The organism is Cycloclasticus sp. P1, from assembly GCF_000299965.1.
GTDB lineage: Bacteria > Pseudomonadota > Gammaproteobacteria > Methylococcales > Cycloclasticaceae > Cycloclasticus > Cycloclasticus pugetii.
Genome location: NC_018697.1, coordinates 1,837,637 through 1,863,054 on the forward strand (window position 1 = coordinate 1,837,637; position 25,418 = coordinate 1,863,054).

A 25,418-nucleotide genomic window follows, 5' to 3' on the forward strand; every position below is an offset into this window, starting at 1 on the left:
ACAAACGATGCGCAACATAAAACTTTTTTCTTTTCGATTAGCATTAACCCTTCTATTAACGCTAGTCTCTATTAGTGCTTGCGCCTCAACATCGTCGTCGCCTAGCAACCCTAGCCTTTATCACGACTTTATTGAAAAAATGGTCGAAGAGCACCAATTTAATCGTGACGAATTAACAACCTTATTAAATAAATCGGTTGTTAAAGAAAGCATCTTAAAAGCCATGTCATCACCGGCGGAGAAACGCCTAGAGTGGCACAGTTACCGTAATATTTTTCTTAAACCTAATCGCATTAATGGCGGTATAAAATTCTGGAAAGAAAACAAAGACCTATTGGATGCCGCCACCGAAAAATATGGCGTACCAGCAGAAATCATTGTCGCCATTATTGGTGTTGAAACACGTTATGGTGGCAACACAGGGTCTTATAAAGTCCTCGATGCCCTAACAACCCTTGGTTTTCATTTTCCAAAACGCGCTAAGTTCTTTCAACGTGAGTTAGAGCATTTCTTATTACTGTGTCGTGAAGAAGGCTTTGACCCTTATGAACCCAAAGGGTCTTATGCTGGAGCCATGGGGAAGTCTCAATTTATTTCAAGCAGCTACCGTGCTTACGCTGTTGATGGTGATGGCGATAACAAGCGGGACTTGTGGAATAGCCAGGCTGATATCATTAACAGCGTGGCCAATTACTTTTCAAGACATGGTTGGAAAAACACAGACCTAGTCACACAACAAACTAACGTTACAGGTGATGCTTATAAAACCTTACTCAATCGTTCACTCAAACCAAAGAACACCTTAAAACAACTGGCTGAACATCAGGTGCAAACACCACCTAATCTTGCAGATGACACTATCGTCAGATTATTGGAACTTAAACAAAAAGACCAATCGGAATTTTGGCTAACATTTCATAATTTTTATGTCATCACCCGCTACAACCATAGTCACTTATACGCAATGGCCGTTTATCAACTTGGTCAAGAAATTAAAAAGGGCTTTATAAATAACACATGATCCGCCTTCACTTTTTTTTATTATGCTGCTTGTCTGCTTACTTTTTAATAGGCTGCACAAGCCAACAACCTTTCGTTACCGATAGCGCCCCATCCGTTCACCCTGCCGGTATTGAACTAACCCCAGATGCGATCCCTAAAATAGAAGCTAAGAGCCGTGGAGGCAACCCCAGCTCCTATGAAGTTTTTGGCAAAAAGTATTACGTACAAGCGTCCAGTAAAAACTTTGTTCAACGCGGCCTCGCCTCTTGGTACGGCACTAAATTTCATGGCAATAAAACTTCGAACGGTGAAACCTACGATATGTATGCAATGACTGCCGCGCATAAAACCCTGCCTATCCCAACCTATGTCGAAGTCACTAATCTTTCTAATGGCAAAAAAATCATTGTTCGCGTTAATGACCGTGGCCCTTTTCATGATGAACGAATTATAGATTTATCGTATGCCGCTGCCGCTAAACTCGGCACCCTTAAAAACGGCACATCAATGGTAGAAATCAAAGCCCTCGACCCTCACACCTATCTTTCAACCTCTTTAGATGAGCCACCTGCCGCACCAAAAAGCGACCTCACCTTAAGGTATACTGTTCAGCCACCCCAACCCTCTACTGAACAAAAGGGTTTGTTATTTATTCAAGCGGGGGCCTTTAGCTCTGAAGAAAATGCCAATAAACTCAAGTATGAATTGACCAATTTACTAAAAACCCCAGTCACCATAGAGTCTGGTGGTAGCACGTCAAAACCCTTGTATTTTGTGCGTGTCGGCCCTTATATACGAATGAAAAGTGCCGACTCAACAAGATCAAAACTTTACGAGTTAGGCTATAAGAGCACTTTTTATACCTCTAAATAAGCCAGCTAAAACAGCCTTCCTCCTAGCCCTTAATGATACGTTTTGCATGATATAATCCGAGCTTATCGTTACCCTAATACCTAACATTGCATTAATATGAAAAGAATTATCCTGCTGCTGAGCTTTTTTCTCTCTTCTCAAGCCATCGCGTTACCTATTCCTTCCGCCCCAAATTTAAAAGCGAGAAGCTACCACCTGACCGACTTTCACAGTGGAACAGTTTTAGCCTCTAAAGACCCTGATTTAAAACTAGCCCCCGCCAGCATGACAAAAATCATGACTGCGTTAATTGTCTTTCGTGAACTAAACCATGGAAATTTGAATTTAGACGATCAAGTTCGTATTAGTGAAAAAGCATGGCGAACTCCTGGTTCTAGAATGTTTGTGGAAGTTAATAAATTCGTTACGGTCGATGATTTAATTCACGGAATGCTTGTGCAATCAGGTAACGATGCCACTGTTGCATTAGCCGAACATATCGCAGGGGATGAATCAACTTTTGCACAATTAATGAACCAAGTTGCTAAAGACCTTGGCATGAAAAATAGCCACTTTACTAATAGTTCTGGTCTGCCCGACGAACAGCATTACACTACCGCTAGAGACCTCTCAGTTCTAACTCGCGCCTTAATCATTGAGTCTCCCGAGTTATATAAAATAAATGCGATCAAATCATTTTCTTTTAACGGTATTACTCAACAAAATAGAAACAAGCTGTTATGGCGTGATAGCACAGTAGACGGCGTTAAAACAGGGCATACAGAGGACGCTGGTTATTGTTTAGTTTCATCTGCTGTTCGCGACAATATGCGTTTAATTTCTGTCGTTATGGGCACAGACAGCGTAGCTGCACGAAATGATATCAATCAGGCCTTGCTGAATTATGGTTACCGTTTTTATAAAACTCACTTGCTGTATAAAGCACAACAATCACTAACCACCACCCGCGTCTGGAAAGGCGCGATTAAATCTTTACCAGTAGGCTTGGCGAAAGAGCTTTACCTGACTATTCCTCGCAATGAATATAAATCATTAGATGCGAGCCTAGAGTTAAACCCCCAGCTGATTGCACCCATAAAAAAAGGCCAACTTGTTGGCAACGCGGTTATTCAACTTAAAGGTGACATTATTGCCAAACGCCCACTCATTGCTTTACAAGATATTCCGGAAGGGTCATTTATGGACATCCTAAAAGATGAAGCATTGTTATTGCTTGAGTAGGAGAATTGATGGTGTCGCACAAAACTGATGTTTTCCTTAATGGCCAATTTCTGCCACTAGCTGAGGCTAACGTTTCTGTATTAGACCGTGGTTTTTTATTTGCCGATGGTGTGTATGAAGTTATTCCTGCATACGGCGGCAAGCTTTTTCGCCTTCAACAGCACTTAGACCGCCTCAATAGTAGCTTAGCCGCTATTCGCATGAAACCGGTCATGAGTGATCAACAATGGACAAAAACACTCTCCCAACTGGTTTCACCGCATACGCAATCTGACCAATCGGTCTATGTTCAAGTAACACGTGGTGCTGGCACAAACCGTGATCACCAATTGCCAACTGAGTACTCCGCAACAACTTTTGCAATGTGCCAAACAATAGACCCCAAGAGTCTCGATTCTATTGCTAACGGCATTAACGCTATCACTTTAGATGATATTCGCTGGGATTGGTGCCATATAAAATCCGTCGCCTTACTTGGCAATATATTATTGAAGCAACAAGCCAGTGATCAAGGTTGTACTGAGGCTATTTTATTACGTGATGGTTTTGCAACCGAAGGGTCTGCTAGTAACTTGTTTATCGTTAAAGACCAGCAACTTATTACGCCACCCAAAAGCCATCATTTATTGCCCGGCATTACACGTGATCTTGTTTTAGAGCTTGCTATCAAAGAAGGCATTTCATGCATTGAGCAAGAAATATCAGAACAACAACTGTTTGATGCTGATGAAATTTGGTTAACCAGCTCTACCAAAGAAATTATGCCTGTAGTTAAATTAAACCGCCAAGCGGTCGGCAACGGACAACCGGGGAATTTATGGCAACAAGTCTCAACCAGCTATAGTCAATTTAAGAACCAATTGAGAAACCAGTAAAATGACTGATAACCCAGACGATCAACATAATGCATTAATGGACTACCCTTGTGAGTTCACCATCAAAACAATGGGGCTATCAAACATTGAGTTTGACGTAATCGTTGTCGAGATTGTGCGTCGCCACGCGCCTGATCTGAGTGAAAATGCGGTATCGTCGAAATTCAGTAAATCTAAAAAATACGTGTCTGTTAGCATCACCCTTACTGCTCAAAATAAACAGCAAATGGATGCCATTTATCAGGACTTAACAGACTGCGAACACGTTTTAATGTCTCTGTGAGCATTGACACAACACCCCCAGATTTACCATTAGTTATTCGTCAGCTTAACAAGCAGGACTACCTAGCAACCTGGGAAGCGATGAAAGCCTTTTGCATTGATCGTACCGGCGAAACACATGATGAAATTTGGTTTGTTGAACACCCCTCTGTTTTCACCCAAGGGGTGAGCGGTAAACCCGAACACGTCTTGAGTGCCAGTGATATTCCTATTATTCAAACAGACCGTGGCGGTCAAGTCACCTATCACGGACCTGGGCAATTGGTCATGTACGTTTTATTGGATTTACGCCGCCTAGGAATAGGTGTTCGTGCACTGGTTGATGTGCTCGAAAATATTACTATCTCAGGGTTAAAGAAATACGGATTAAAGGCTGCTGCACAAATAGATGCGCCGGGCGTCTATCTTAATGATAAAAAAATTGCTTCCTTAGGTTTACGGGTAAAAAAAGGCTGTAGTTATCATGGACTCAGCATAAATGTTGATATGGACCTAACACCCTTCAGCTTTATTAACCCCTGTGGTTATAAAGGTCTCGAAGTTACCCAATTATCCAAACATGGCGTAAAATGCACTACTGCAGACTTTTCAGCCGTTTTATTGCATGAATTAAAAGAACAACTCAATTATTCCCAATTAATACTCGGCCCCAATACACTACACGTTTAACACTATGTCACACGATACTGATACTTTAAAAGCGCCCTCTCGCGCTACGCCCGAAACACATCAACGCAGTGAAGCAAAGTTGGCTCGCATTCCGATTAAAGTTGAGAAAAAAGCTGACATTTTACGCAAACCCAAATGGATACGTGCAAAAGTACCCAGTGGAAACCGCGTTAACGCCATAAAAAAGGCTCTTCGTGAACACGGTTTATATTCCGTTTGTGAAGAAGCGGCTTGCCCAAACCTTGGCGAATGTTTTAATAATGGCACCGCCACCTTTATGATTATGGGTGATATCTGTACGCGGCGCTGCCCATTTTGTGACGTTGCTCATGGTCGGCCAAACCCGCTAGATAAAGATGAACCACAAAAACTCGCCGACACCATTAAAGATATGAAGCTCCGTTATGTGGTCATTACATCGGTAGACCGTGATGATTTACGTGATGGTGGCGCCGACCATTTTGCCCAATGTATTAGTGCCGTGCGTGAAAAAAACCCTACTATACAAGTTGAAGTGCTAGTCCCTGACTTTAGGGGCCGTATGGATATCGCGGTCAACATATTAGCGCAAACACCACCAGATGTTTTTAATCATAACCTAGAGACCGTTCCACGTTTATATAAAAAAGCGCGCCCCGGCTCAGACTATCAGTGGTCGCTTGATTTATTAAAGCGTTACAAAGACGCCCACCCTGATATTCCAACTAAATCGGGACTTATGCTTGGTTTAGGGGAATCCAACGAAGAAACCTTAGCGGTAATGCGAGATTTACGCGCGCATGGATGTAACATGCTGACATTAGGCCAATACTTACAACCTAGCCAAGGGCATTTAGCTGTGGAACGTTATGTCACCCCAGAAGAGTTTGATGAATTAGCCAAACTGGGCAAAGAGATGGGCTTTTCACACGTCGCCAGTGGACCGATGGTTCGCTCTTCTTACCATGCCGATCAACAAGCCTCCGGGGTCATCGACTAGCCTAACGTTTGAGTGGCGTTAACGCTGTTTAAGCTTTAACGCCAACTCAGCAAGCCTTTCCGGTGTTCCTACATCAACCCACTCCCCCCGATGAAGCTCGCTGCTCACTCGCCCTTGTGCTATAAACTGACGAATAATCGGTGCTAAAGGAAAAACACACTCTGTTTGCTGTTCAAAAACAGCGCGGCTAAACACGCCGATTCCACTGTAGGTATAACGTTGACTGTCTTGATTTTTTTGCTCGCCATCCAGCAAGCAAAAATCACCGTGTTGATTATGATCAGGGTTATTAACAAGCACCAGATGAATATCTTTCACTGTCTTTTTTCTTAAACGCTGGAATGGAAAATCAGTCCATACATCCGCATTGACCAATAAAAACGGTTCATCACCTAATAAAGGCAAGGCCCTAAAAACCCCACCGCCTGTTTCTAAGGCGTTATCGCCTTCATCTGAATATTCAATGTGAACGCCCCACTGCTCCCCTTTTCCTAAGGCCGTTTTTATTTGATCGCCCAAATAGGCCACATTAATAACAAAGTCATTAAAACCTTGCGATTTTAACGCCAATAGGTGATGCACAATTAACGGCTGACCCGAAATTTCAAGCAGCGGTTTCGGGCAATTGTCGGTTAAGCGGCCCATTCTTTCGCCTCGACCTGCCGCTAAAATCATGACCTTCATGCTTCTTCACGCTCTTGTTGAAGCGTTGTAAATCTCTTCATTAATTGGTACTTATTAATCAAATCTGCTAATGGTTTTAATGTTTCATAACGTGAACACACACGGGTTATATACGCCAGTGTGCGCGGTATATCCTTTAAGTAGCCTTTTTTACCATCCCTTAATAGCAAACGAGAAAAGATACCTACTGCTTTCATATGTCGTTGAACACCCATCCAATCAAACCATTGGTAAAAACGAAGCGAGTCAAAATCATCGCTACAACCACGTTGCTTACGTTGTTGTAGAAACGCATCCAGCCAAGCATAAATTTTTTCATCTGGCCAATTTATATAACAATCCCTGTATAAAGAGACTAAGTCGTAGCTTATTGGCCCGACAACAGCATCTTGAAAATCAATCACCCCTGGGTTGTTCTTCTGTGTCACCATCAAGTTTCTTGAATGGTAATCTCTGTGTACAAAAACCTGTGGCTGCTCGAGAGCAGAGCCTGTTAAGGCGTTTTTAACAGTCACTAGTGTTTTCTTATCTTCAGATGATAACTCTACACTTAATAGCTGACTGATAAACCACTCATCAAACAAGCCCATTTCTTTGTGAAGCAACTGAGAGTCATAATGCGGAATTGACAGTTCTTTCAGCGCTATAGCATGCATCTTATGTAGAACAGTCGCAGCATCTTGGTAGAGCCCATTAACAGACATTTCGTTCAATTTATCCAAATAGCTGTCTGTTCCTAAATCACTGAGCATGAGAAACCCTTCTTCAAGCGATTTGTAAAAAATTTCCGGTGCATAAATGCCGTTTTCGCGTAATACCTCAGCTATCATGATAAAAGAGGTACAGTCTTCTTGAGCAGGGGGCGCATCCATCACAACAAAAGATTGTGCCTGACATTTAACCCGAAAATAACGTCGAAAACTTGCATCACTTGAAGCAGGCTCACAACTAAAATCATCGGTTAAGAGAACCCCCGACAACCATTTAATTAAACGCTGCTTACGCTCATCTCTTACCATAAAAAATACTCTATCAGACCTAATTAACGCAGACCGAAAGTTGCGTGTTAATATATCGAAAAAATTACATGCTATCGTTGAAGATAAGCACCATTCTATGCGATTTTATACAACTTACGTTAGACTCAAGCAAAAAGGTTCAGCCATTATCTGCTCATACAAACACTTTCTTTTAGCCCTAGTGCTTTTATTGATGGCAAGCCAGGCATTTGGTTTCAGTAACTCTCAGTGGGATTGTAAATTAGCGAATGATGGTCAAACCTGGGATTGTTCCGCGTCTACCAAACCGATTGAAAAAAGTGCCAAAGTAGATAGTCCGCAACAACCCTCTAAGGATCAAACAACCGTTGCAGACAACACGACTGATAAACCAGCGCCCCCCTCTGTTCCAAGGGTTCGAGTTGCTGGCCAACCAAAAGTCATACAAACAAACAAAAAAGCACCGACTCAGACTCAAGTCACAACATTAAAAAACACTGGCTCATGGGATTGCAAAACTGGTGAGAATGGAACTTGGGACTGCTCACAAACCAGCGCGCCTTCTACAATGGTAGCCACCCTAGATAATAGACAGAGCATTGCCTTGTATGATGATAATGCAGGCCGGGTTAGAAATAATGCGCTGTTTCATCAAATGGTTAGGCAACTTAAAGTTGACCCTTGGGACACTTGTGAAGTCACTACCGACTCACTTCGCGAAAGCAGAAACAGCATTCAGCAAAATCGTTTAAATTCTGAGGTAAACATACAATCAGACTACGCCGAAGTCCTTGATAAAAGTAATGCCAAATTTAGCGGCGATGTCTTGGTTAATCGTGCTGATCAATCTATTACCGCCGACCAACTGACATATAATAATCAACAAGAAAGCGCCTCTGCTTCAGGTGATGTTTTCTACCAAGAAAATGGTTTCGCCTTGCACAGTGACCAAGCTGAACTACAGCTTGCTAAGGATACCGGGCAATTTAAAAACAACCAATTTATTCTTGAAACCACACACGCTCGCGGCAGCACCCAAACAACAACACTGGTTAACCGTAATATCACCCAGTCAACAAACGTTACTTACACCACCTGCGCACCGAGTGTTAGTGACTGGGAGTTACAGGCAAGAACACTTGAGTTGAACAAGGAAACTGGTCGCGGAACTGGACGTGACGTATGGGTTGAAGTATTTGATATTCCATTGCTTTATACGCCTTACATTAGCTTCCCTATTGATGACCGACGTCAATCTGGGGTCTTGACACCGACCTTTGGAAGTTCTGACACAACAGGCGTTGATTTCTCTCTCCCTTACTATTGGAATATTGCGCCAAACTATGATGCAACTATTACTCCTCGCATCATGAGCAACCGAGGGTTTATGCTCGGAGGCGAATTTCGCTACCTAACAGGTAGCAGTGAAGGACAGGTATCTGCTGAAATTCTAAGCGATACAGAGACGAGCGACTTACGAGGTCAATTTTCATTACAAAACCAATCAACCATTACATCTCGTTTGAGCTCAGATATAGACTTAAACTACATCTCCGATGATGATTATTTTGAAGATTTTGGTAATAGCCTCATCAGCTCTAGTAACCGTTACCTAAAAAGCCAAGCCAGTTTAAATTACCGTGCCGATCACTGGAGCTTACTCACTAAAATAGATAACTATGACTCTATTGATGAATCCCTCTCTAGCACCGCACGTCCTCATCGCCGTTTACCTCAGGTGCTGTTTAATTTACGTGAAACAGACGTATTTGGTATCGCTAAAGTCGATATGCGCAATGAGTTTGTTTACTTCGACCATAGTTCAGATGTTGATGCCAAACGTGTAGACCTTCACCCAGGCATTAGCGTTCCTTTAAGAAACGCCAGTGGCTTTATAACCCCTAGACTAAGCCTAAGACATACCGAATATCGGCTGAGCGATCAAGCCAGCACCATTAACAGCGGTCAAAGTAGAACGCTTCCAATACTCTCTGTAGACTCTGGATTGTTTTTTGAAAGAAACCTTAATTTTGCCAGTGGCATGATACAAACACTGGAACCACGCGTATATTATTTATACGTTCCCCATGAAGACCAAGATGATATTCCATTGTTTGATACCTCTGAATATGACTTTAGCTTTAATCAATTATTTAGAGAAAACCGTTTCTCCGGCGCTGACAGAGTAGCCGACGCTAACCAGCTTACCTTAGCAGTCACTTCACGTTTTATTGAGTCTAATACGGGTAATGAACGCCTAAGAGCCAGTATTGGTTCCATTGTTTACTTTGACGACCTAGATGTACAACTTAAACCAACCAACAAGCCTATTACCGACGATACTTCTGACTTAGTAACAGAAGTTTCCGCAAAAATCACAGATACATGGTCCGCTCGTTCAGCCTTGCAATACGACCCACATGCTGGCAAAACAGAAAAAGCAACTCTGGGTCTTCACTACCAAGATGGGGCAAATCGTTTATTTAACGCAACCTACCGTTCACGCTATGAAGGCACTACTGACTTCAGAGGAAACTCTAATGATATTGAACAAACCGACTTATCATTCAAATGGCCAATTAGCAAAGAATGGAGTACGGTTGGCCGCTGGAATTACTCACAAGAGCATAACCTAGCACTTGATACCTTCTTAGGGTTAGAGAAAGACACCTGTTGTTGGCGCTTAAGAGTCATCGCTAGGCGCTACGTTAACGACGCAATAGACGAAGAAGCTAAAGAAGGCATTTTCTTTCAATTTGAACTAAAAGGCCTTACCAGCTTTGGTGAAAAACTAGACTCTTTCCTTGAAGAAGGCATATTAGGCTACCAAATACCCGAGCAATAACGTTCAGAAAAATCACTCTCAACAGTAAATAGAAGGTTACATAATAGCAATCCAAATGTTATTTTAACCTTCTATTTAAGCCCCTTTTAACTTGTGAATCTTTCCATCATGAATAATCTTAATCGCGCTCTCTTTATTAATGCAATCGTGCTATGTAGCTTCCTTTCGCCTGCTGTCTTCGCACAAGAGTCTATGAACCGCATTGTCGCCATTGTTGATAAAGGCGTTATTTTAAAAAGCCAATTAGACGAGCAAGTTAAACAAACCTACCAACGCCTACCCGCTGAACAACGTGCCTCAATATCAAGAGACGATATTGAAAAACGCGTATTAGACCGTATGGTACAAACCGAACTACAACTACAAATTGCTAGACGAAGTGCAATGAAAATCTCTGACGCGGAAATCGAAGACTCCATGCAACGTATCGCAGCCGCCAATAAACTTTCAACAGAAGAATTTTTAGACGTTCTACAAAAAGATGGCGTTACGCTGAAGTCTTTTAAGAACTCAATTAGAGATCAGATGTTAGTCAGACGTGTACAAGCAAGTTATGTACATCATGAAGTTAAAGTTTCAGACCAAGAAGTCGCCAGTTTTCTAAACTACCTAGAACAAAGCGAAGGAGATCAGTCGACAGAGTATCATTTAGGACATATCCTCATTGCTACGCCTGAAAACGCATCACCACAACAAATAACAACCGCTCGTAACAAGGCCGAAAAAATTATTACTAGCCTTAAACAAGGAAAGAAATTCTCTACGCTGTCCATTGCAAATTCAGACGCCAGCAATGCATTGGATGGTGGTGACCTTGGGTGGATGAAATTAGCGCAAATGCCGTCATTATTAACGCCCTTCGTTGAAAAAATGCAAGTCAATGAGTTTTCAGACCCTATTGAAAGCCCTAGTGGGTTCCATATTATTAAACTGTTTGGGACACGTGGCCAACAAAAGGTAATGATTACTAAAACACATGTTCGTCATATTCTTATTAAAATTAATGCATTGATTACCGATCAAATTGCGCAGGACCGATTGCTTAATCTTAAACAGCGTATTGAAAACGGCGAAGACTTTGCTGCATTAGCAAGAACAAACTCCGAAGATAGAGGGTCAGCCATTAATGGCGGCGACTTAAATTGGGTGCAACCCGGTGCTCTGGTGCCTGCTTTTGAAGCCGCCATGAACACACTCGAGATCAATGAAATTAGCCAACCTGTACAAACCCAATTCGGCTGGCACTTAATTCAAGTGTTAGGTCGCGAGGAACAAGATAACACCCAACTGATGCGCGAAGCTCAAGCACGTTCTCAACTTCAAAAACGTAAAGCAGATGCTGCGATTGAGTCGTGGTTAACTAAGTTAAGGGATGATGCTTACATTGAATATCGCTTGGATAACTAATTATCTTTTTTATCCAGTGATCATGTAATCATGCCATTACCTCGAATTGTTATTACACCTGGCGAACCTGCCGGTATTGGGCCTGATATTTGTCTGCAAATCTGCCAGAAACCATGGCCCTGCGAGCTTATTTTTGTCGCTGACCCTAACCTGTTAGCCCGTAGAGCTACTAAACTAAACCTTTCCATCGACATTCAACAAGCAGACCTAAGGCAAGCCTCTAGCGCCCATAAACCCGGCACTATCAACGTGTTTCCTATTAAACTCGCTAAGCAAGAAATTAGTGGGCTCTTGGATGTCAGCAATGCCGCGTATATCGTTGAAACGCTCAAAGCCGCCGCTCAACTTTGTCTCGACAATCAATGCCAAGCACTCGTTACTGGGCCTGTCCAAAAGAGTGTTATTAATGATGCTCATATACCCTTTTCTGGCCACACTGAGTTTTTAGCTGATTATTGCGGCAGCTACCCAGTAATGATGCTAGCGACCAAAACCTTACGAGTTGCTCTTGCAACAACGCACCTTCCACTAAGCAATGTTAGCGCAGCCATTACCCCTACTTTACTGGAAAAAACGATTACAATTTTAAACCATGATCTTCAACGGCAATTTGCCATCGCCAACCCGCGAATCGCCGTCTGTGGGCTCAACCCCCATGCAGGTGAAAATGGTCACTTGGGCAATGAAGAAATTGACACCATTATTCCTTCACTTGAAAAATTACGCCTAAATAATATCTGCCTGACTGGCCCCCTGCCGGCTGACACCGCGTTTACACAACCCGTGCTTGAAAAACATGATGTGGTGTTAGCAATGTACCATGACCAAGGCTTACCAACCCTTAAGTTCTCTGGCTTTGGCGACGCTGTTAATATCACCTTAGGTCTACCAATTATTCGCACATCTGTTGATCACGGCACAGCTCTTGATTTAGCCGCTACAGGAAAGGCCAGCGCAAGCAGTTTAGCATCTGCTTTAGACACTGCCATACAACTCGCACAAAGGTCAACCCTTGAACAAACAACATAAAGCTCGTAAACGCTTCGGCCAGAATTTTCTACAAGATAGCCAAATTATTCATCAAATAATCATGGCCATAGACCCTATAGCCACTGAACACCTTGTTGAAATTGGACCAGGTCAAGGCGCTATTACAGAACCACTCCTTGATGCTCAATGTGAGCTTGATGTTGTAGAGTTGGATAGAGATTTAGTAGAGCAACTAACTAGCCGCTTTTCTCATATCGACCGCTTTACCCTTCACAGTGCAGATGCCTTAACCTTTGATTTTGCTGCTTTAGACCATGGCCAGCCATTGAGAGTTATTGGTAATTTACCTTACAATATTTCAACGCCCTTATTATTCCATCTATTAACCCAAGCCTCGCATATCAAAGATATGCATTTTATGTTGCAAAAGGAAATTGTTAATCGGCTTCAAGCACAGCCTGGCAGCAAGCAATTTGGTCGCCTAAGTATCATGGTACAACTTCATTGTCAGGTTGAAACACTATTTGATGTCGAACCAGAATGTTTTCACCCACAACCTAAAGTCATGTCGAGTATCGTCCGTATTACTCCTTACCGCCAACAAAAATACCTGATTGATGATATGCAGCTATTTGAAACCATAGTAAAGGCCGCCTTTTCTCAGCGTCGTAAAACCATTAAGAACACATTAAAAAATATTTGTGATGACAACGCACTTGACGCCGCTAACATCGCCCCCAGTCTTCGAGCAGAAGCCCTAACAATTGATGACTTCGTTAACCTTAGCAATCAACTCAGTCGTGCTTAAGTTAAATTACTGAGCAACCAACGCTGCTTCAACAGGATATATCAGCTGTATTACGTGGTAGGACAAGTACAAGTAACAAAACGTTAATAATAAACTCACACCCAAACTCTTTTGTATTGTTTGTCGAATAATATTTGCCAGCACAGCAAAGCTCCAACAAACAATTAGAAAGACGACCAAACCCAGCACGCCGGTTGAGCCTTCACTGCCAGTCATACCACCCATCAAAAAAACAAATGGAGCACTGATTACGGTAATTAAAGCACCGCTTCCGTAAATCGCTGTTACTGATTGATTAAAACGATTCTTGAGTGCAAAGAAACTCAATAATATATAGACGAATAAGCCCAACAATATGGTTTCAATGAAGGATTGAACAACTGCCTCACCGAATGCCATAGAACTTGAAAGCAGTAAACTACCTGATAGAAAATAAATAAAAAATACGGCTTTCAATAATATTGTAGAGTCCGGCACATCTTGCGGTCCTTTCTTGATGAGACAAAGATCAACAAATAGCCGTAACACTGTTTTAAAATCATTATTCATGCCGCAAGTATGCTGTACCATAGGCGTTTATTCAATGCGCTTTGTGTAAATCGAAATGATATTAAGTGAAAATGATCAAATAGAGCTCAGGATTATTGAACTCAACCAAGAACATCAAGATTTACACTATATCATCGACCATTTAAGTGAACAAATTCAGCCTGATCAACTGAGGATTCGTCGATTAAAAAAAAGGCGCCTATTTATAAAAGATCAAATCGTACACTTGAAAAGCACCTTAATCCCCGACATTGATGCCTAATGGAAAAAATTAGTTACGAACAATACCTACAACTGATTGACGGTGCGCAGGTAATAGAAAAAGATGGCGCCGGTATAAAAGTACTGGATACTCAGCAAGGTGAAATCATTAAATTATTTCGCCGAAAACGATTCTTTTCGACTGCTCTTTTAAAACCTTACGCAGTTCGTTTTGTAAACAACGCTCAACAGCTTGACACCCTTGGTATTCCAACGGTTAAAATTAATCGACTACTTTGGTGTCACAGCATTAAGCGTCATCTCGTTGTATACCAACGCTTAGACGGCTTATTACTGCGCGATGTCTTAAGCGATAGCACACTCAATAGCGATGCCCTCTTTCGACAATTTGGAAGCTTTATTGCCAAGCTACACAATAAAGGAGTTTATTTTCGCTCTGCCCATTTAAAAAACATTCTTGTTTGTCCTAATGGGGACTTTGCACTGATTGATATTTCAGATATGCAAATCAAGAAAAAAGCCCTCAAGTTAACGTTACGCATACGGAATTTTCAACACATACTTCGTTATCAGGCAGATAAAGACTTACTCAAAAAACACACTGAAGCCTTTCTTTCAGCTTACCTTGAGGCCAGCCCGTTAAACAAAACCGATGCAGCAGCTCTAAACCGTGGCTTACAGTCTAATTTGAGTAATACCTCAGCGACGTAAACAAAGTACTGCAAGAACACATCACCTAGTCGACGTTATGTTTTCTCACTAAAATATCTTCCATCACTAAATATTCCAAGTCAGACCCATAAAACATATTTAGGGCATCGGTTGGTGAACACACCATTGGCTCTCCACGACGGTTTAGCGAGGTGTTTAACACGACCCCATTGCCGGTGAGCTTTTCAACTTCGCTAATCAGCGAATAATAACGAGGGTTAGTTTTTTCAGTGACAATTTGTGCCCGTGCTGTTCCATCTTCATGCACTACTTCCGGAATACGTTGTTTCCAACTTTCTGCCACATCAAAGGTAAACGTCATATAAGGGCTTGGGTGATCGGTTTGCAATATATCCTCAGCCACTGTATCTAAAATACTTGGGCAAAAAGGTCGCCAACGTTCGCGGTATTTGATCTGTGCATTAATTCTATCTGCCACACCTTTACTACTGGGGTTACCAATAATACTTCTATTACCTAACGCACGAGGGCCAAACTCCATACGGCCTTGGAACCATGAAATAGGGTTACCCTCAGCCAACAACTTAGCTGTGTATTGCGTCGTATTTTCCAACACTTCATACTTTGGTTTATTCGGGTGATCTAAACAGGCCTGAATACACTCTTCATTGGTGTATTTTGGCCCAAGGTAGACATGTTCCATTTTTTCAATCTCATCACCTAATTCTTGAGCCGCATAACTCGCCGCACCAATCGCTGTTCCTGCATCACTTGCAGCAGGTTGTACAAACAGTTCCTTAACATCAGGTCGAGCAATAATGCGCTGGTTCAATTTAACATTAAGAGCAACTCCACCGGCGTAACATAACTTGCCAGTTTCTTTTAAGGTGTCGCCTAGATAGGTATCAATTAGGCCCAGCGCTACTTTTTCAAGCAAGGCTTGAATGCTTGCAGCATAATCAATATACGGGTCATCAATCTCATCACCTTCACGCTTTGGCCCCAGCCACTCAATCAACTTTGGACTAAAGAAATAGCCTTTGCCATTTTCTTTATAACGACGTAAGCCCAAGCAATTAACCAACTTAGTATTCACTCGGAAATCCTTACCATCGGTTTCAATTAAACGTGAAAAATCAAACCGGGAAGGGTCGCCATAGGGTGCCATCCCCATTACTTTAAACTCGCCATCAAGCATTTCAAAACCGAGAAATTCGGTAATTGCGCCATAAACACCGCCCAGTGAATCAGGATCATAAAATTCTTTTATTTTATGAATTTTTCCATGTTCACCGTAACCGAAAAAGGTGGTTGCGTACTCACCTTTTCCATCAATTCCAAGAATAGCCGTTTTTTCTTTAAAACCACTTAAGTGATACGCACTACTCGCGTGCGCTAAATGATGTTCAACTGGAACATACTTAACACGCTGAGAGCCAATGCCAAGGTCATCGAGCATTTTCATAACACTATTGAAGTTGCGCTCATATCGACGGTTACCATTAAACAATGCCATCAGCGCACGATCTGGCGCATACCAATGCCGTTTTGCATAATGCCATCTCGCTGGACTAGATAAGCCTATTTTCGCGTACGGAAACGCCACTACGTCGACATCGCTTGGTTTAATACCCGCGTACTCTAGACAGAACTTGGTAGATTCGTAGGGAAACTGACCTTTTGCGTGTTTATCTCGTAAAAAGCGCTCTTCTTCAACCGCCGCAACTAATTTCCCATCAATGTATAACGCTGCTGATGCGTCATGACTAACTGCACCCGACAAACCTAAAACTATCATAAACAATCCGTTTTCAATTCCTGTTATTTCACCTAGCTTGGTGATTCTTTTTGCAGCATTTTACAGGATCCAAGGTTCTTGCTGTTTATAATTTTAACCCACAAGACAGCCTTTTCAGCGCCCATTAAATTTATTTTTTATTCAACTTATTCCAAAGCCGTTTTGAAGCACTGCTCAAATAGCTCTCACCTTGGTAGGTCTTATAAAATGCTAACTTATCTTCATCACTCCACGTCTTAGCATGTCGTAATAAGGTATCTAAATCCCTATACATAGCTTGCTTCTTTGTCAGCACTTTTTTTACTTTTTCCAAGTCTATAACGCGTAAATCCACCCCACCTGTTGCTAATTGCTTTGCGAAAACATGCTTTGGATATAAGCAGTTATGCTGAAACTTATGCTTATGCATGCTATGGAGTAGTTCAGCCAGTTTTTCAAATAGTGCCGTTTTTTGTTGTTCGTTTGCTAACAGTGCCGAGCCCATCCTATAGTCTTCGGACGATAGCGGAGCATAGCCAGACAATTCCTCGGTCATAATAAAAGCACGTTGATGCCCATCTTGCTTCCATTGTTCAAAAAAAACGACTTCTAACGATGGAATATTATGCTGCTGAAAAGCACGAATAACATTGAATTCTCTAGCAAATGTGGAAAACCCTTTAATGGGGTGCCCCAGTGTACGCGTCACATGGTCCTCTTGACGTTTTAAAAACACCCCGACTGAACCACCTAGCGGCAACTTTAACTCAACCCTAGAAACTCCGCTCCAACCACCTCGGCGGTAATTAGGCTCTTCAAACCAATCTGCTTTCAGTGCCCATACTTTTTCATAACTGTCTAAGTCATTAAAAACGAGTATGTCCCGCCATTTTTCAGCTATATAATGTTTCATTTGATCACCAACTTACACATCTAATGTCCTCTAGGAAATCATTATATCGGTATATTTTTCACGGTACTCGATTAAATATAGTCCCTCAATACCGCTCCACTTTATCGACTATCGGGCTCAATGATGCATCGAACTGGCTAACGTTTAATACTGGTAAAACTTTATCATCAGGCAAAACCACCTGCCTAAAAATTACTCTGCCAAGCAATCAAGGAGTTTTTTATTTCAAAAGGTATGTCTATAAAAAAAATCGCTGGGAATTTTTCTTACGCCGAAGCAAAGCCGCTAATGAGTCAATTAACTACCAACGTTTTAAGAATCTTGGCATTCCTACCTTAGATACAATTGCCTTATATGAACAACGCTCCTTTGGTCGCTTAGATACTGCTTGCATCGTGACAAAGGAACAACCTGATACCATGCAATTAGATCACTTTTTCAAAAAAGTCCTGTTAAAAATGCCCAACAGTGAGCGCAGACTTATACTTAATAGTCTTAAGGAGCAATTATTCCAACAAATAAGAACCGCTCATGACACTGGGCTGTTTCATTTAGATCTCAAATGGCGGAATATCCTTATCCAACAAACAGGACAGACTTACACACCTATATGGATAGATTGCCCACGAGGCATTCAGCGTAAATTTTTTAATTACCGCCTTAAGGTGGCCGACTTAAGCGGCTTAGCCCGCAAAGCACTCTCCTTCTTTACCACCCAACAATTATACAGAATGCTTTATTCTTACCTTGGTCCCTCCGCATCAAAAGCAGAGGCTAGAAAGCTGTTTTTGGATATTGCCAAGCATTTAAGCCGCCGCCCACCTAAAAAGATAACGCCTTAAGCTTTTATCGGTTTAGCTTTTAAGATCCGTGCTTTTCTTTTTACTTCAGCCCAAAACTTTTTGTTCCCGGTTAATTCTTTAGTCGCTTTATTCCCAGTGTAGTGATGAATAAAGTAAAACAAATCCTGACGACTGAGGCCAAGATCCATACTTGAAAACCACAAAGCGGCCAAATCTTTTACTAACCAGCGCATCGGCGTTTTAGCTCTTATTTGTACCCGATGTAAGTCTATTAAATAAAGATCAACATCTTTATTGCCATTAAGGGCTTCAAGTTCATTCTCTTTCAATAAAAAATGGCAAATATACAAATCTCGATGATTAATGCCATTTTCATGCATTTTCCGCGTTATGCTAGCCACACGTCTAATCAATGCTCGCTTTAATTTTAGCGAAGGCTTATCTACTGCCCAATTTGCACAGAAATCTTCTAAGCTTATGGCCGGTTCAAGTGACCGTGTTAGCACAAAGGATTCTTGCTCGGCGATATTCCACCCACGCCGCCCATAAGCTGCAAGTGTCATCGTCTTAATGCCAAGCTTTGTTAGAGCACGAATGGCATCATATTCATTTTCGGCACCCAATATAGGTAACCGCCCCTGAATAATGTTTTTTAAAATCTCCCTCCAACCAACACCGTGGTGAATTTTTGCAAAGTAAAACGTCTCCTTAAGAAGAAACTTAAATGTTTTACGTCGTGCCACTTGTCGATACATTTCACCGTCAAGTGCCATTAACTGATCAAAGCTAGGGGTGTCGCCCCAGTCTTTTTGAAACTCTTCCGTTACTTCAAGTTTCATTCCGTTTCCTATTTATGACAGTTTCAATCGCCTCTACTGCTTTTTCAGGCATGCTGTATAAGTCTTCTTTGTTTGCAAATGCTAATGCATGGTCACGCCGTTCATTGGTTTTACCATCCGTTAGCATGCTCACTAACTGTTCATTAAGTAACTGCTGATTAAAGGGTGACGACATTACTGCACCTGCTTTAGACTGCGTAACATACTTTGCATAACCACACACATCCGTTACCAACATGGGTAGACCTGCAACCATTGCTTCTAAAATAACCGTTCCCGTATTCTCCTTACGCGCAGGATGTAACAGCAGATCAGCCGCTAATAAAAAATCAGGCACATCTGACCGCCCTCCCATTAAGTGAACCCGTTCACTTACCTTGTTTTCTCGGGCCAAACGCTCATAGCTAGAAAGGTCATCTTCACCAACAACCATTAAAGACGTTTTACTCTTCAACCCTTCAGGTAACGCCGCTATTGCTTTTATCGCTCGGTCAACGCCCTTGGTTTTAAACCCAGTTCCAACCATCAAGACCATTAAATCTTGCTCAAACATGCCTAGCTGTTGACGAAAAGCTGCCCGTTTATGTATTGCATCTAATGGTCTACGTCGGTTGATATCAATGCCTGGCGGTAACATCACTAACCTTTCAGCAGCAGTCTGGTAGTGCTTTTTAAACAGTGCCATTTGCACATCTGATATCATCAAACATACCGTACGACTGGGCGCTTTGAAAACAGCTTTTTCCACCCCAGCGTAAAAACGATATCGCGGATTGAGTTTATTGAAAAACGACCGGGCAGAAAAGCGATCGATGTAACAAGGATCCGCGGCATAATACACATCAACACTAGGAATTTTATTAAAACCGATCACTGCCTCATACGATTGTTGCTCCAACCTTGATCTCAATTGCTGGTGAAAGTCAGCAACTTTGGCATGATTACTCCACCCCGAGGAACGCAACACAGAGACATTATAGCCAGCCTTTTGATCACCTTGCCATTCCATTACATACACATCAACTTGGTAACCTTTTTCAAGGCAAATATCCGCAATACGCATAAAATCACGCGCTAGTCCGCCGTACGGGAAATACTTATAAAGTGCAAAAGCTAAACGCATGGAAGCTAAAATAAAATCCTATTGAATTAAAATAATTTTACCCCTAAACACCCTACCAATGGTCAAACTATGCGTTAAAATGTTGGATTGTTAAGCGCAACGGTTAAACATTGAACAAGCAAACTAAAAAAGCCCCATCAAGCACTAGCATTAAAATTTACTTAAGGCTGCTTGAATACGTTTGGCCTTATTGGAAACCTTTTTCCGTTAGCCTCTTAGGGTTTCTCATTTTCGCCCTCACGCAACCCGCTCTTGCTGCCTTGATGGAGTACTTAGTCGATTCATTACAGGCTGAAAATAGATCGGAAATTTACTGGGTACCTTTAGCAACTATCTGTATTGTCTTTTTTAGAGGCATTGGTTCATTTTTAGGTAGTTATTACATTGCAAAAGTCGCTAACAACGTCGTACATAATTTACGTTGTGAAATATTCAACAAATACACTGCCCTGCCTAACTCATATTTCGATGACCAAAACTCTGGGCACTTGCTCTCACGTGTTACCTATAACGTCTCTCAAGTCACATCTGCTGCAACAGATGCCATTAAGGTTGTGGTCAGAGAGGGCTTAACCATTATCGGTCTACTCGGCTATTTGTTGTACATGAACTGGGCTTTATCTTTAATCTTTTTAGCCATTGCACCCATCATTGGCTTACTTGTAAGGTATGCCGGCAAGCGCTTTAAAGCCATTAGTAAACGCATTCAAACCTCAATGGGCGATATCACCCATGTCTCGTCCGAGCTGATCAACAATTACCGCGTTGTTCGAAGCTTTGGTGGAGAAGACTACGAAAAAAAGCGTTTTAAAGAAGCCAGCTTTTCAAACTTCAAACAAGCAATGAAAATGGTACAAACAGGTGCTATTAACACACCTGTCCTACAGCTTATTGTTGCGTCTGCCTTGGCCTTAATGATCTATTTAGCTTTATTGTTCATGACTAATGCAACTCCTGGGGAATTCATTGCTTACATCACTGCCGCCGGTTTAATGCCCAAACCCATCAGACAGCTTAGTGAAGTCAATGCAAACATTCAAAAAGGCATTGCTGGAGCAGAAAGTATTTTTGAAATCTTTGATACACAACCAGAACAAGACGATGGTGAATATAGTGTCAACAAGGTTAGCGGACACATTAAAATCAGAAACTTAGACTTCTCTTACCCAGGTACAAATAAAACCGTTCTGAAAAATATTAATATCGATATTAAACCGGGCATGATGGTTGCGTTAGTTGGTAGGTCCGGTAGCGGAAAAACAACGCTAGCAAACCTCATTCCTCGTTTCTACACACATCAACAAGGTGATATTTTGCTAGATGATGTCGACATTAATCAATATACCCTTAAAAATCTAAGGCACCATATTTCTCTGGTTACTCAGAACATTACCCTCTTTAACGACACTATTGCCAATAACATCGCCTACGGCACCCTTAAAAACACACCGCTAGACGAAATTAAACAAGCCGCTAGAGATGCGAATGCCGCAGAATTTATCGAACAACTGCCAAATGGTTGGGATACCTTAGTGGGGGAAAATGGGCTAAAGCTCTCTGGTGGTCAGCGTCAACGTATTGCAATTGCTAGGGCCTTACTAAAAAATGCCCCCATTCTCATTCTTGATGAAGCAACATCTGCTTTAGATACCGAATCAGAACAACTGATTCAAAATGCATTTGAAAAAGCCGTAAAAAACCGTACGACTATCGTCATAGCCCATAGGTTATCAACCATTCAAAACGCCGATGAAATCTTAATTATGGATAAAGGCAAGATTATTGAATCTGGAACACATAGTACTTTGTTGGCAAACAACGGCGCTTACACAAAGCTTTTAAAAAACCAAGTGACTACCCCCTAGACACATGAAGGAAAAAACCATTCACTCGTTAACAGCAGCGAATGAAATAACTCACGTTGAATTACGAAACCTTCTTATATTTACAGTCGTCATAAGTCTATTCTTATCATTATCACAACATATAGCTGATTCAGTAATAAATAGTGACGGAATACTCTATCTATACCTAGCATCACTCATTCAAGAAGGTGACTGGCAAAGTGCGACAAAAGCCTATAATTGGCTGTTTTACCCCTATCTAATCTCACAAATTTCCACACTCACTACCCTTTCTTTAGAATATTCCGCCTATATTTTAAATTCTTTCTTAACAGCGCTGACCTGCGCTGTATTCATAATCATCGTAAAAGAATTTGCTGGTAAAAACAAAATACTCCTATATTGTGCCAGTCTCGTGATTTTATGTTACCCAAATTTAAATGAATACCGTAACATGGTGATTCGCGATCACGGTTATTGGGCATTTTATTTACTAAGCGTTTACTTCTTCCTTCAAGCCTACAAAAAAACAACGCTAAGGGCCGTTATTTCATTAACTTTCTTCACTACTTTAGCTACTTTATTTAGGGTAGAAGGCATTATTTTTCTTCTTCTTCTACCGCTGCTATTATTATTCCGTTCTGTTTCCTCAGCAGGCAAACTGACCATAGCAACCACTTTAATACTGCTAGTAACGTTACTTAGCACCCTCATCTATAGTCATAACTATGAACACATAAACCTTAGGGGCTTTACAAAATTCGATCAAATTGAACATATATTAAGCTCATTCGGTACAAGCGTTTCATCCGCTTTAAATTCAACTGAAAAATTCATTAACACCCTTTCCCCTCAAGGCTTTTCCAATGATTATGCCTTTGCTGTTCTTGCCTTTCTTTTCATACTCATTTTACTGACTGAAATTGTTTCCGCGACAAGTCCTCTTTATGCCATTTTCTTAGTTCCCGCACTTTTCTTCAGTAGAACCACTGTAAACCATCAAGTTATACGTCCTTGGGCTTACTTAATAGCGATTCATATTATTATATTAGTTGGCTTTTTATCATCCAGATACTTTCTTGCTGGAAGGTACCCAATCCCACTAGCTCTAACGCTCATCATTCCCTTACCTTTTTTGCTTCAACTAGCTTATCAACAACTACAAAAAAAAGCTTTTTCACCAATTCAAGCTAACATTGTAAAAATTACAACAGTGCTTTTTATCATCTTAACTCTTGATAGCCTAATATCGACCGGCGCAAGCAAAGCGTATCTGAAAGATGCTGGACAATGGATTGCTGCTTCAAATAAAAACCAAGACATCTCGTTATTTACCAACGATCAATTTGTCAGCTTCTACTCTGGTCATCAGAATGGGAAACGAATTAGAGAACCGCGCTTTAAAGCTGTTATTCAAAAAATAAACAATGGAAAATTAAATCAATTTGACCTTTTAGCTATACAAGTAAGCCGAAAAAACACCACCGGGGTCTCAACCTTGCTTAATTCATTAAAGACAAAACCAGTAAAGATTTTTAACAACCGTAAGGGTGATAGCGTTTTAATTTTTAAACAATAAAATTATTTATGCTCTTTAATAGCTACGAATTTATTTTTGCTTTTCTACCCGTGTCAGTCATGGTCTTTATTCTATGTCAGCGGGTTGGCAACAAGGAGCTGACATCACTTTGGCTTATTGCATGCTCACTTTTCTTCTATGGCTGGTGGAACCCAAGCTATTTACCTTTAATTCTTCTTTCAATTTTCGTTAACTTCAGTCTTGCTAAGAAAATACTTTCTTTAAATACAAGCAATAACGCACTATCTTCAAAACTCTTTTTATTACTGGGCATTAGCCTAAACCTAGTCTTATTGGGCTACTTTAAATATGCTAACTTTTTTATTGAAAATATTAATGCAGTCATCGATACAGAACATTCCACACTGAATATAGTCCTTCCTCTAGCAATTTCATTTTTCACCTTCCAACAAATAACTTATTTGGTTGATACATATAAGAAAGAAGTTGAGTCTCATAGAGTTTTAGATTACCTGCTTTTTGTTACATTCTTCCCACAATTAATTGCAGGCCCTATCGTTCATCATAAAGAGATGATGCCGCAGTTTTCCAACCCAAAATTTTTAATACTCAACACATCAAACATTGCCAAAGGCCTCTCTATTTTCAGCTTAGGTTTGTTTAAAAAAGTAATTATCGCCGATTATTTCGCTTCTCTCGCTAACCCTATCTTTAATCAGGCTAGCGCTGATATGATTGCCAACTCAACCACAGCTTGGACAGGGGCAATAGCATACACATTACAACTATATTTTGACTTTTCAGGGTATAGTGATATGGCAATAGGTTTAGCCTTAATATTTGGCATTACACTTCCATATAATTTCAACTCTCCATACAAAGCAAAAAATATCATAGATTTTTGGAGGCGTTGGCACATGACCCTTTCACGCTTCCTAAAAGATTATGTTTATATCCCGTTAGGTGGAAATAAAAAAGGTGATGCAAGACGTTATATCAATTTGATGATAACGATGCTTCTAGGAGGCCTGTGGCATGGTGCAGGGTGGACTTTTATACTTTGGGGGTTGTTGCACGGAATATATTTGACCCTTAACCACAGCTGGCAAACACTAGTAAACTCAAAGCCTCATCGCTTAAGTTTCCTCTCCTCAACTTTTGGAAGGTTATTAACATTTCTTTCTATTGTTCTTGCTTGGGTTATATTTCGTTCAGAAAATATACCTACCGCTATCAATATCATCCAGCAAATGCTTATTATCAATCCCGAAGGCTTCAGCCAACATCTCGAATCAATCTCTTCACTTATAATTGGACTCTTTTTAGTATGGTTTGCACCCAACAGTAACGATATTTTTTCTAATAAAGTCAAACCTGACGTTTACCGGCTTGACTACCGCTGGCATCCAAGTAAAGCGTCAGCATTAACCTTCTCCATCATCGGCTTTATTTCGGTTATCTATTTAGCTAGAGCTCAAGAATTCTTATACTTTCAATTTTAAT

At 41.2% G+C, this 25,418-nt stretch carries 24 protein-coding genes; 17 read left to right on the forward strand and 7 right to left on the reverse strand.

What is annotated here, in order from left to right; all coding sequences use genetic code 11:
- The first annotated feature begins 7 nt into the window (after positions 1-7).
- From mltB to lipA, 7 genes are all read left to right on the forward strand, one after another.
- The gene (mltB, locus tag Q91_RS08880) at positions 8-1,021 is read left to right on the forward strand and encodes a lytic murein transglycosylase B (RefSeq protein ID WP_015006552.1); all 1,014 of its coding nucleotides are present in this window, start codon (positions 8-10) and stop codon (positions 1,019-1,021) included.
- The gene (locus Q91_RS08885; RefSeq protein WP_015006553.1) at positions 1,018-1,875 is read left to right on the forward strand and encodes a septal ring lytic transglycosylase RlpA family protein; all 858 of its coding nucleotides are present in this window, start codon (positions 1,018-1,020) and stop codon (positions 1,873-1,875) included. The genes mltB and Q91_RS08885 overlap by 4 nt, the downstream gene beginning before the upstream one ends.
- A gap of 96 nt (positions 1,876-1,971) precedes the next feature.
- Positions 1,972-3,096 (forward strand): D-alanyl-D-alanine carboxypeptidase family protein, encoded by a 1,125-nt coding sequence (locus Q91_RS08890; protein ID WP_015006554.1) that lies wholly within the window; start codon positions 1,972-1,974, stop codon positions 3,094-3,096.
- Between the two features lie 8 nt (positions 3,097-3,104).
- Positions 3,105-3,971: a D-amino acid aminotransferase gene (locus Q91_RS08895; RefSeq protein ID WP_015006555.1), complete on the forward strand. Its 867-nt coding sequence runs from the start codon at positions 3,105-3,107 to the stop codon at positions 3,969-3,971.
- A gap of 1 nt (position 3,972) precedes the next feature.
- Positions 3,973-4,254 (forward strand): YbeD family protein, encoded by a 282-nt coding sequence (locus Q91_RS08900; RefSeq protein ID WP_015006556.1) that lies wholly within the window; start codon positions 3,973-3,975, stop codon positions 4,252-4,254.
- A complete protein-coding gene (lipB, locus tag Q91_RS08905; RefSeq protein ID WP_015006557.1) occupies positions 4,251-4,922 on the forward strand; it encodes a lipoyl(octanoyl) transferase LipB in 672 nt (223 codons plus the stop codon). The genes Q91_RS08900 and lipB overlap by 4 nt, the downstream gene beginning before the upstream one ends.
- A gap of 4 nt (positions 4,923-4,926) precedes the next feature.
- Positions 4,927-5,901, forward strand: a complete 975-nt coding sequence (gene lipA / locus Q91_RS08910) for a lipoyl synthase (protein ID WP_015006558.1) — start codon at positions 4,927-4,929, stop codon at positions 5,899-5,901.
- A gap of 18 nt (positions 5,902-5,919) precedes the next feature.
- On the opposite strand, the gene murU is transcribed toward lipA, so the two are convergent.
- Positions 5,920-6,585 (reverse strand): N-acetylmuramate alpha-1-phosphate uridylyltransferase MurU, encoded by a 666-nt coding sequence (gene murU / locus Q91_RS08915; protein ID WP_041230532.1) that lies wholly within the window; start codon positions 6,583-6,585, stop codon positions 5,920-5,922.
- A complete protein-coding gene (locus tag Q91_RS08920) occupies positions 6,582-7,604 on the reverse strand; it encodes an aminoglycoside phosphotransferase family protein (protein WP_015006560.1) in 1,023 nt (340 codons plus the stop codon). The genes murU and Q91_RS08920 overlap by 4 nt, the downstream gene beginning before the upstream one ends.
- A gap of 97 nt (positions 7,605-7,701) precedes the next feature.
- Here Q91_RS08920 and Q91_RS08925 point away from each other — a divergent pair, with 97 nt between their 5' ends.
- From Q91_RS08925 to rsmA, 4 genes are all read left to right on the forward strand, one after another.
- On the forward strand, positions 7,702-10,428 hold the full coding sequence (locus Q91_RS08925) for an LPS-assembly protein LptD (protein WP_015006561.1): 2,727 nt from the start codon (positions 7,702-7,704) through the stop codon (positions 10,426-10,428).
- A 108-nt stretch (positions 10,429-10,536) separates the two neighbouring features.
- Positions 10,537-11,835, forward strand: a complete 1,299-nt coding sequence (locus Q91_RS08930) for a peptidylprolyl isomerase (RefSeq protein ID WP_020932163.1) — start codon at positions 10,537-10,539, stop codon at positions 11,833-11,835.
- A gap of 30 nt (positions 11,836-11,865) precedes the next feature.
- Positions 11,866-12,864: a 4-hydroxythreonine-4-phosphate dehydrogenase PdxA gene (pdxA, locus tag Q91_RS08935; RefSeq protein WP_015006563.1), complete on the forward strand. Its 999-nt coding sequence runs from the start codon at positions 11,866-11,868 to the stop codon at positions 12,862-12,864.
- Positions 12,848-13,633, forward strand: a complete 786-nt coding sequence (gene rsmA / locus Q91_RS08940; protein WP_015006564.1) for a 16S rRNA (adenine(1518)-N(6)/adenine(1519)-N(6))-dimethyltransferase RsmA — start codon at positions 12,848-12,850, stop codon at positions 13,631-13,633. Before pdxA ends, rsmA begins: the two co-directional genes overlap by 17 nt.
- A 6-nt stretch (positions 13,634-13,639) precedes the next feature.
- On the opposite strand, the gene Q91_RS08945 is transcribed toward rsmA, so the two are convergent.
- Positions 13,640-14,182, reverse strand: a complete 543-nt coding sequence (locus Q91_RS08945; protein ID WP_015006565.1) for a hypothetical protein — start codon at positions 14,180-14,182, stop codon at positions 13,640-13,642.
- A 55-nt stretch (positions 14,183-14,237) separates the two neighbouring features.
- Between Q91_RS08945 and Q91_RS08950 the strand changes: the two genes are divergently transcribed.
- Both Q91_RS08950 and Q91_RS08955 read left to right on the forward strand, forming a co-directional pair.
- Positions 14,238-14,444 (forward strand): YdcH family protein, encoded by a 207-nt coding sequence (locus tag Q91_RS08950; protein ID WP_015006566.1) that lies wholly within the window; start codon positions 14,238-14,240, stop codon positions 14,442-14,444.
- On the forward strand, positions 14,444-15,115 hold the full coding sequence (locus tag Q91_RS08955) for a lipopolysaccharide kinase InaA family protein (protein ID WP_015006567.1): 672 nt from the start codon (positions 14,444-14,446) through the stop codon (positions 15,113-15,115). The genes Q91_RS08950 and Q91_RS08955 overlap by 1 nt, the downstream gene beginning before the upstream one ends.
- A 25-nt stretch (positions 15,116-15,140) precedes the next feature.
- Here Q91_RS08955 and Q91_RS08960 read toward each other — a convergent pair whose 3' ends face one another.
- Together Q91_RS08960 and Q91_RS08965 are read right to left on the reverse strand one after the other, a co-directional pair.
- Complete coding sequence (locus Q91_RS08960; protein WP_015006568.1) at positions 15,141-16,874, reverse strand: carbamoyltransferase; 1,734 nt, start codon at positions 16,872-16,874, stop codon at positions 15,141-15,143.
- A 130-nt stretch (positions 16,875-17,004) separates the two neighbouring features.
- On the reverse strand, positions 17,005-17,766 hold the full coding sequence (locus tag Q91_RS08965; RefSeq protein WP_015006569.1) for a lipopolysaccharide kinase InaA family protein: 762 nt from the start codon (positions 17,764-17,766) through the stop codon (positions 17,005-17,007).
- Positions 17,767-17,789: 23 nt separating this feature from the next.
- Between Q91_RS08965 and Q91_RS08970 the strand changes: the two genes are divergently transcribed.
- Positions 17,790-18,608 (forward strand): lipopolysaccharide kinase InaA family protein, encoded by an 819-nt coding sequence (locus tag Q91_RS08970; protein ID WP_015006570.1) that lies wholly within the window; start codon positions 17,790-17,792, stop codon positions 18,606-18,608.
- Here Q91_RS08970 and rfaP read toward each other — a convergent pair.
- Positions 18,605-19,408 carry a lipopolysaccharide core heptose(I) kinase RfaP gene (rfaP, locus tag Q91_RS08975; RefSeq protein WP_015006571.1) on the reverse strand — a complete coding sequence of 268 codons (804 nt, stop codon included), beginning with the start codon at positions 19,406-19,408 and terminating at the stop codon, positions 18,605-18,607. The two genes, Q91_RS08970 and rfaP, sit on opposite strands and share 4 nt — an antisense overlap.
- Positions 19,398-20,531 carry a glycosyltransferase family 4 protein gene (locus Q91_RS08980; RefSeq protein WP_015006572.1) on the reverse strand — a complete coding sequence of 378 codons (1,134 nt, stop codon included), beginning with the start codon at positions 20,529-20,531 and terminating at the stop codon, positions 19,398-19,400. Before Q91_RS08980 ends, rfaP begins: the two co-directional genes overlap by 11 nt.
- 110 nt (positions 20,532-20,641) lie before the next feature.
- Between Q91_RS08980 and msbA the strand changes: the two genes are divergently transcribed.
- Genes msbA through Q91_RS08995 form a run of 3 tightly spaced genes read left to right on the forward strand, consistent with a single transcriptional unit; the run spans position 20,642 to position 25,417 of the window.
- Entirely contained in the window at positions 20,642-22,396 is a 1,755-nt protein-coding gene (msbA, locus tag Q91_RS08985) for a lipid A export permease/ATP-binding protein MsbA (protein WP_015006573.1), read from the forward strand.
- A gap of 4 nt (positions 22,397-22,400) precedes the next feature.
- Positions 22,401-23,954 carry a hypothetical protein gene (locus Q91_RS08990; RefSeq protein ID WP_015006574.1) on the forward strand — a complete coding sequence of 518 codons (1,554 nt, stop codon included), beginning with the start codon at positions 22,401-22,403 and terminating at the stop codon, positions 23,952-23,954.
- Positions 23,955-24,013: 59 nt separating this feature from the next.
- Entirely contained in the window at positions 24,014-25,417 is a 1,404-nt protein-coding gene (locus Q91_RS08995) for an MBOAT family protein (protein WP_232228627.1), read from the forward strand.
- Position 25,418 lies beyond the last annotated feature (1 nt).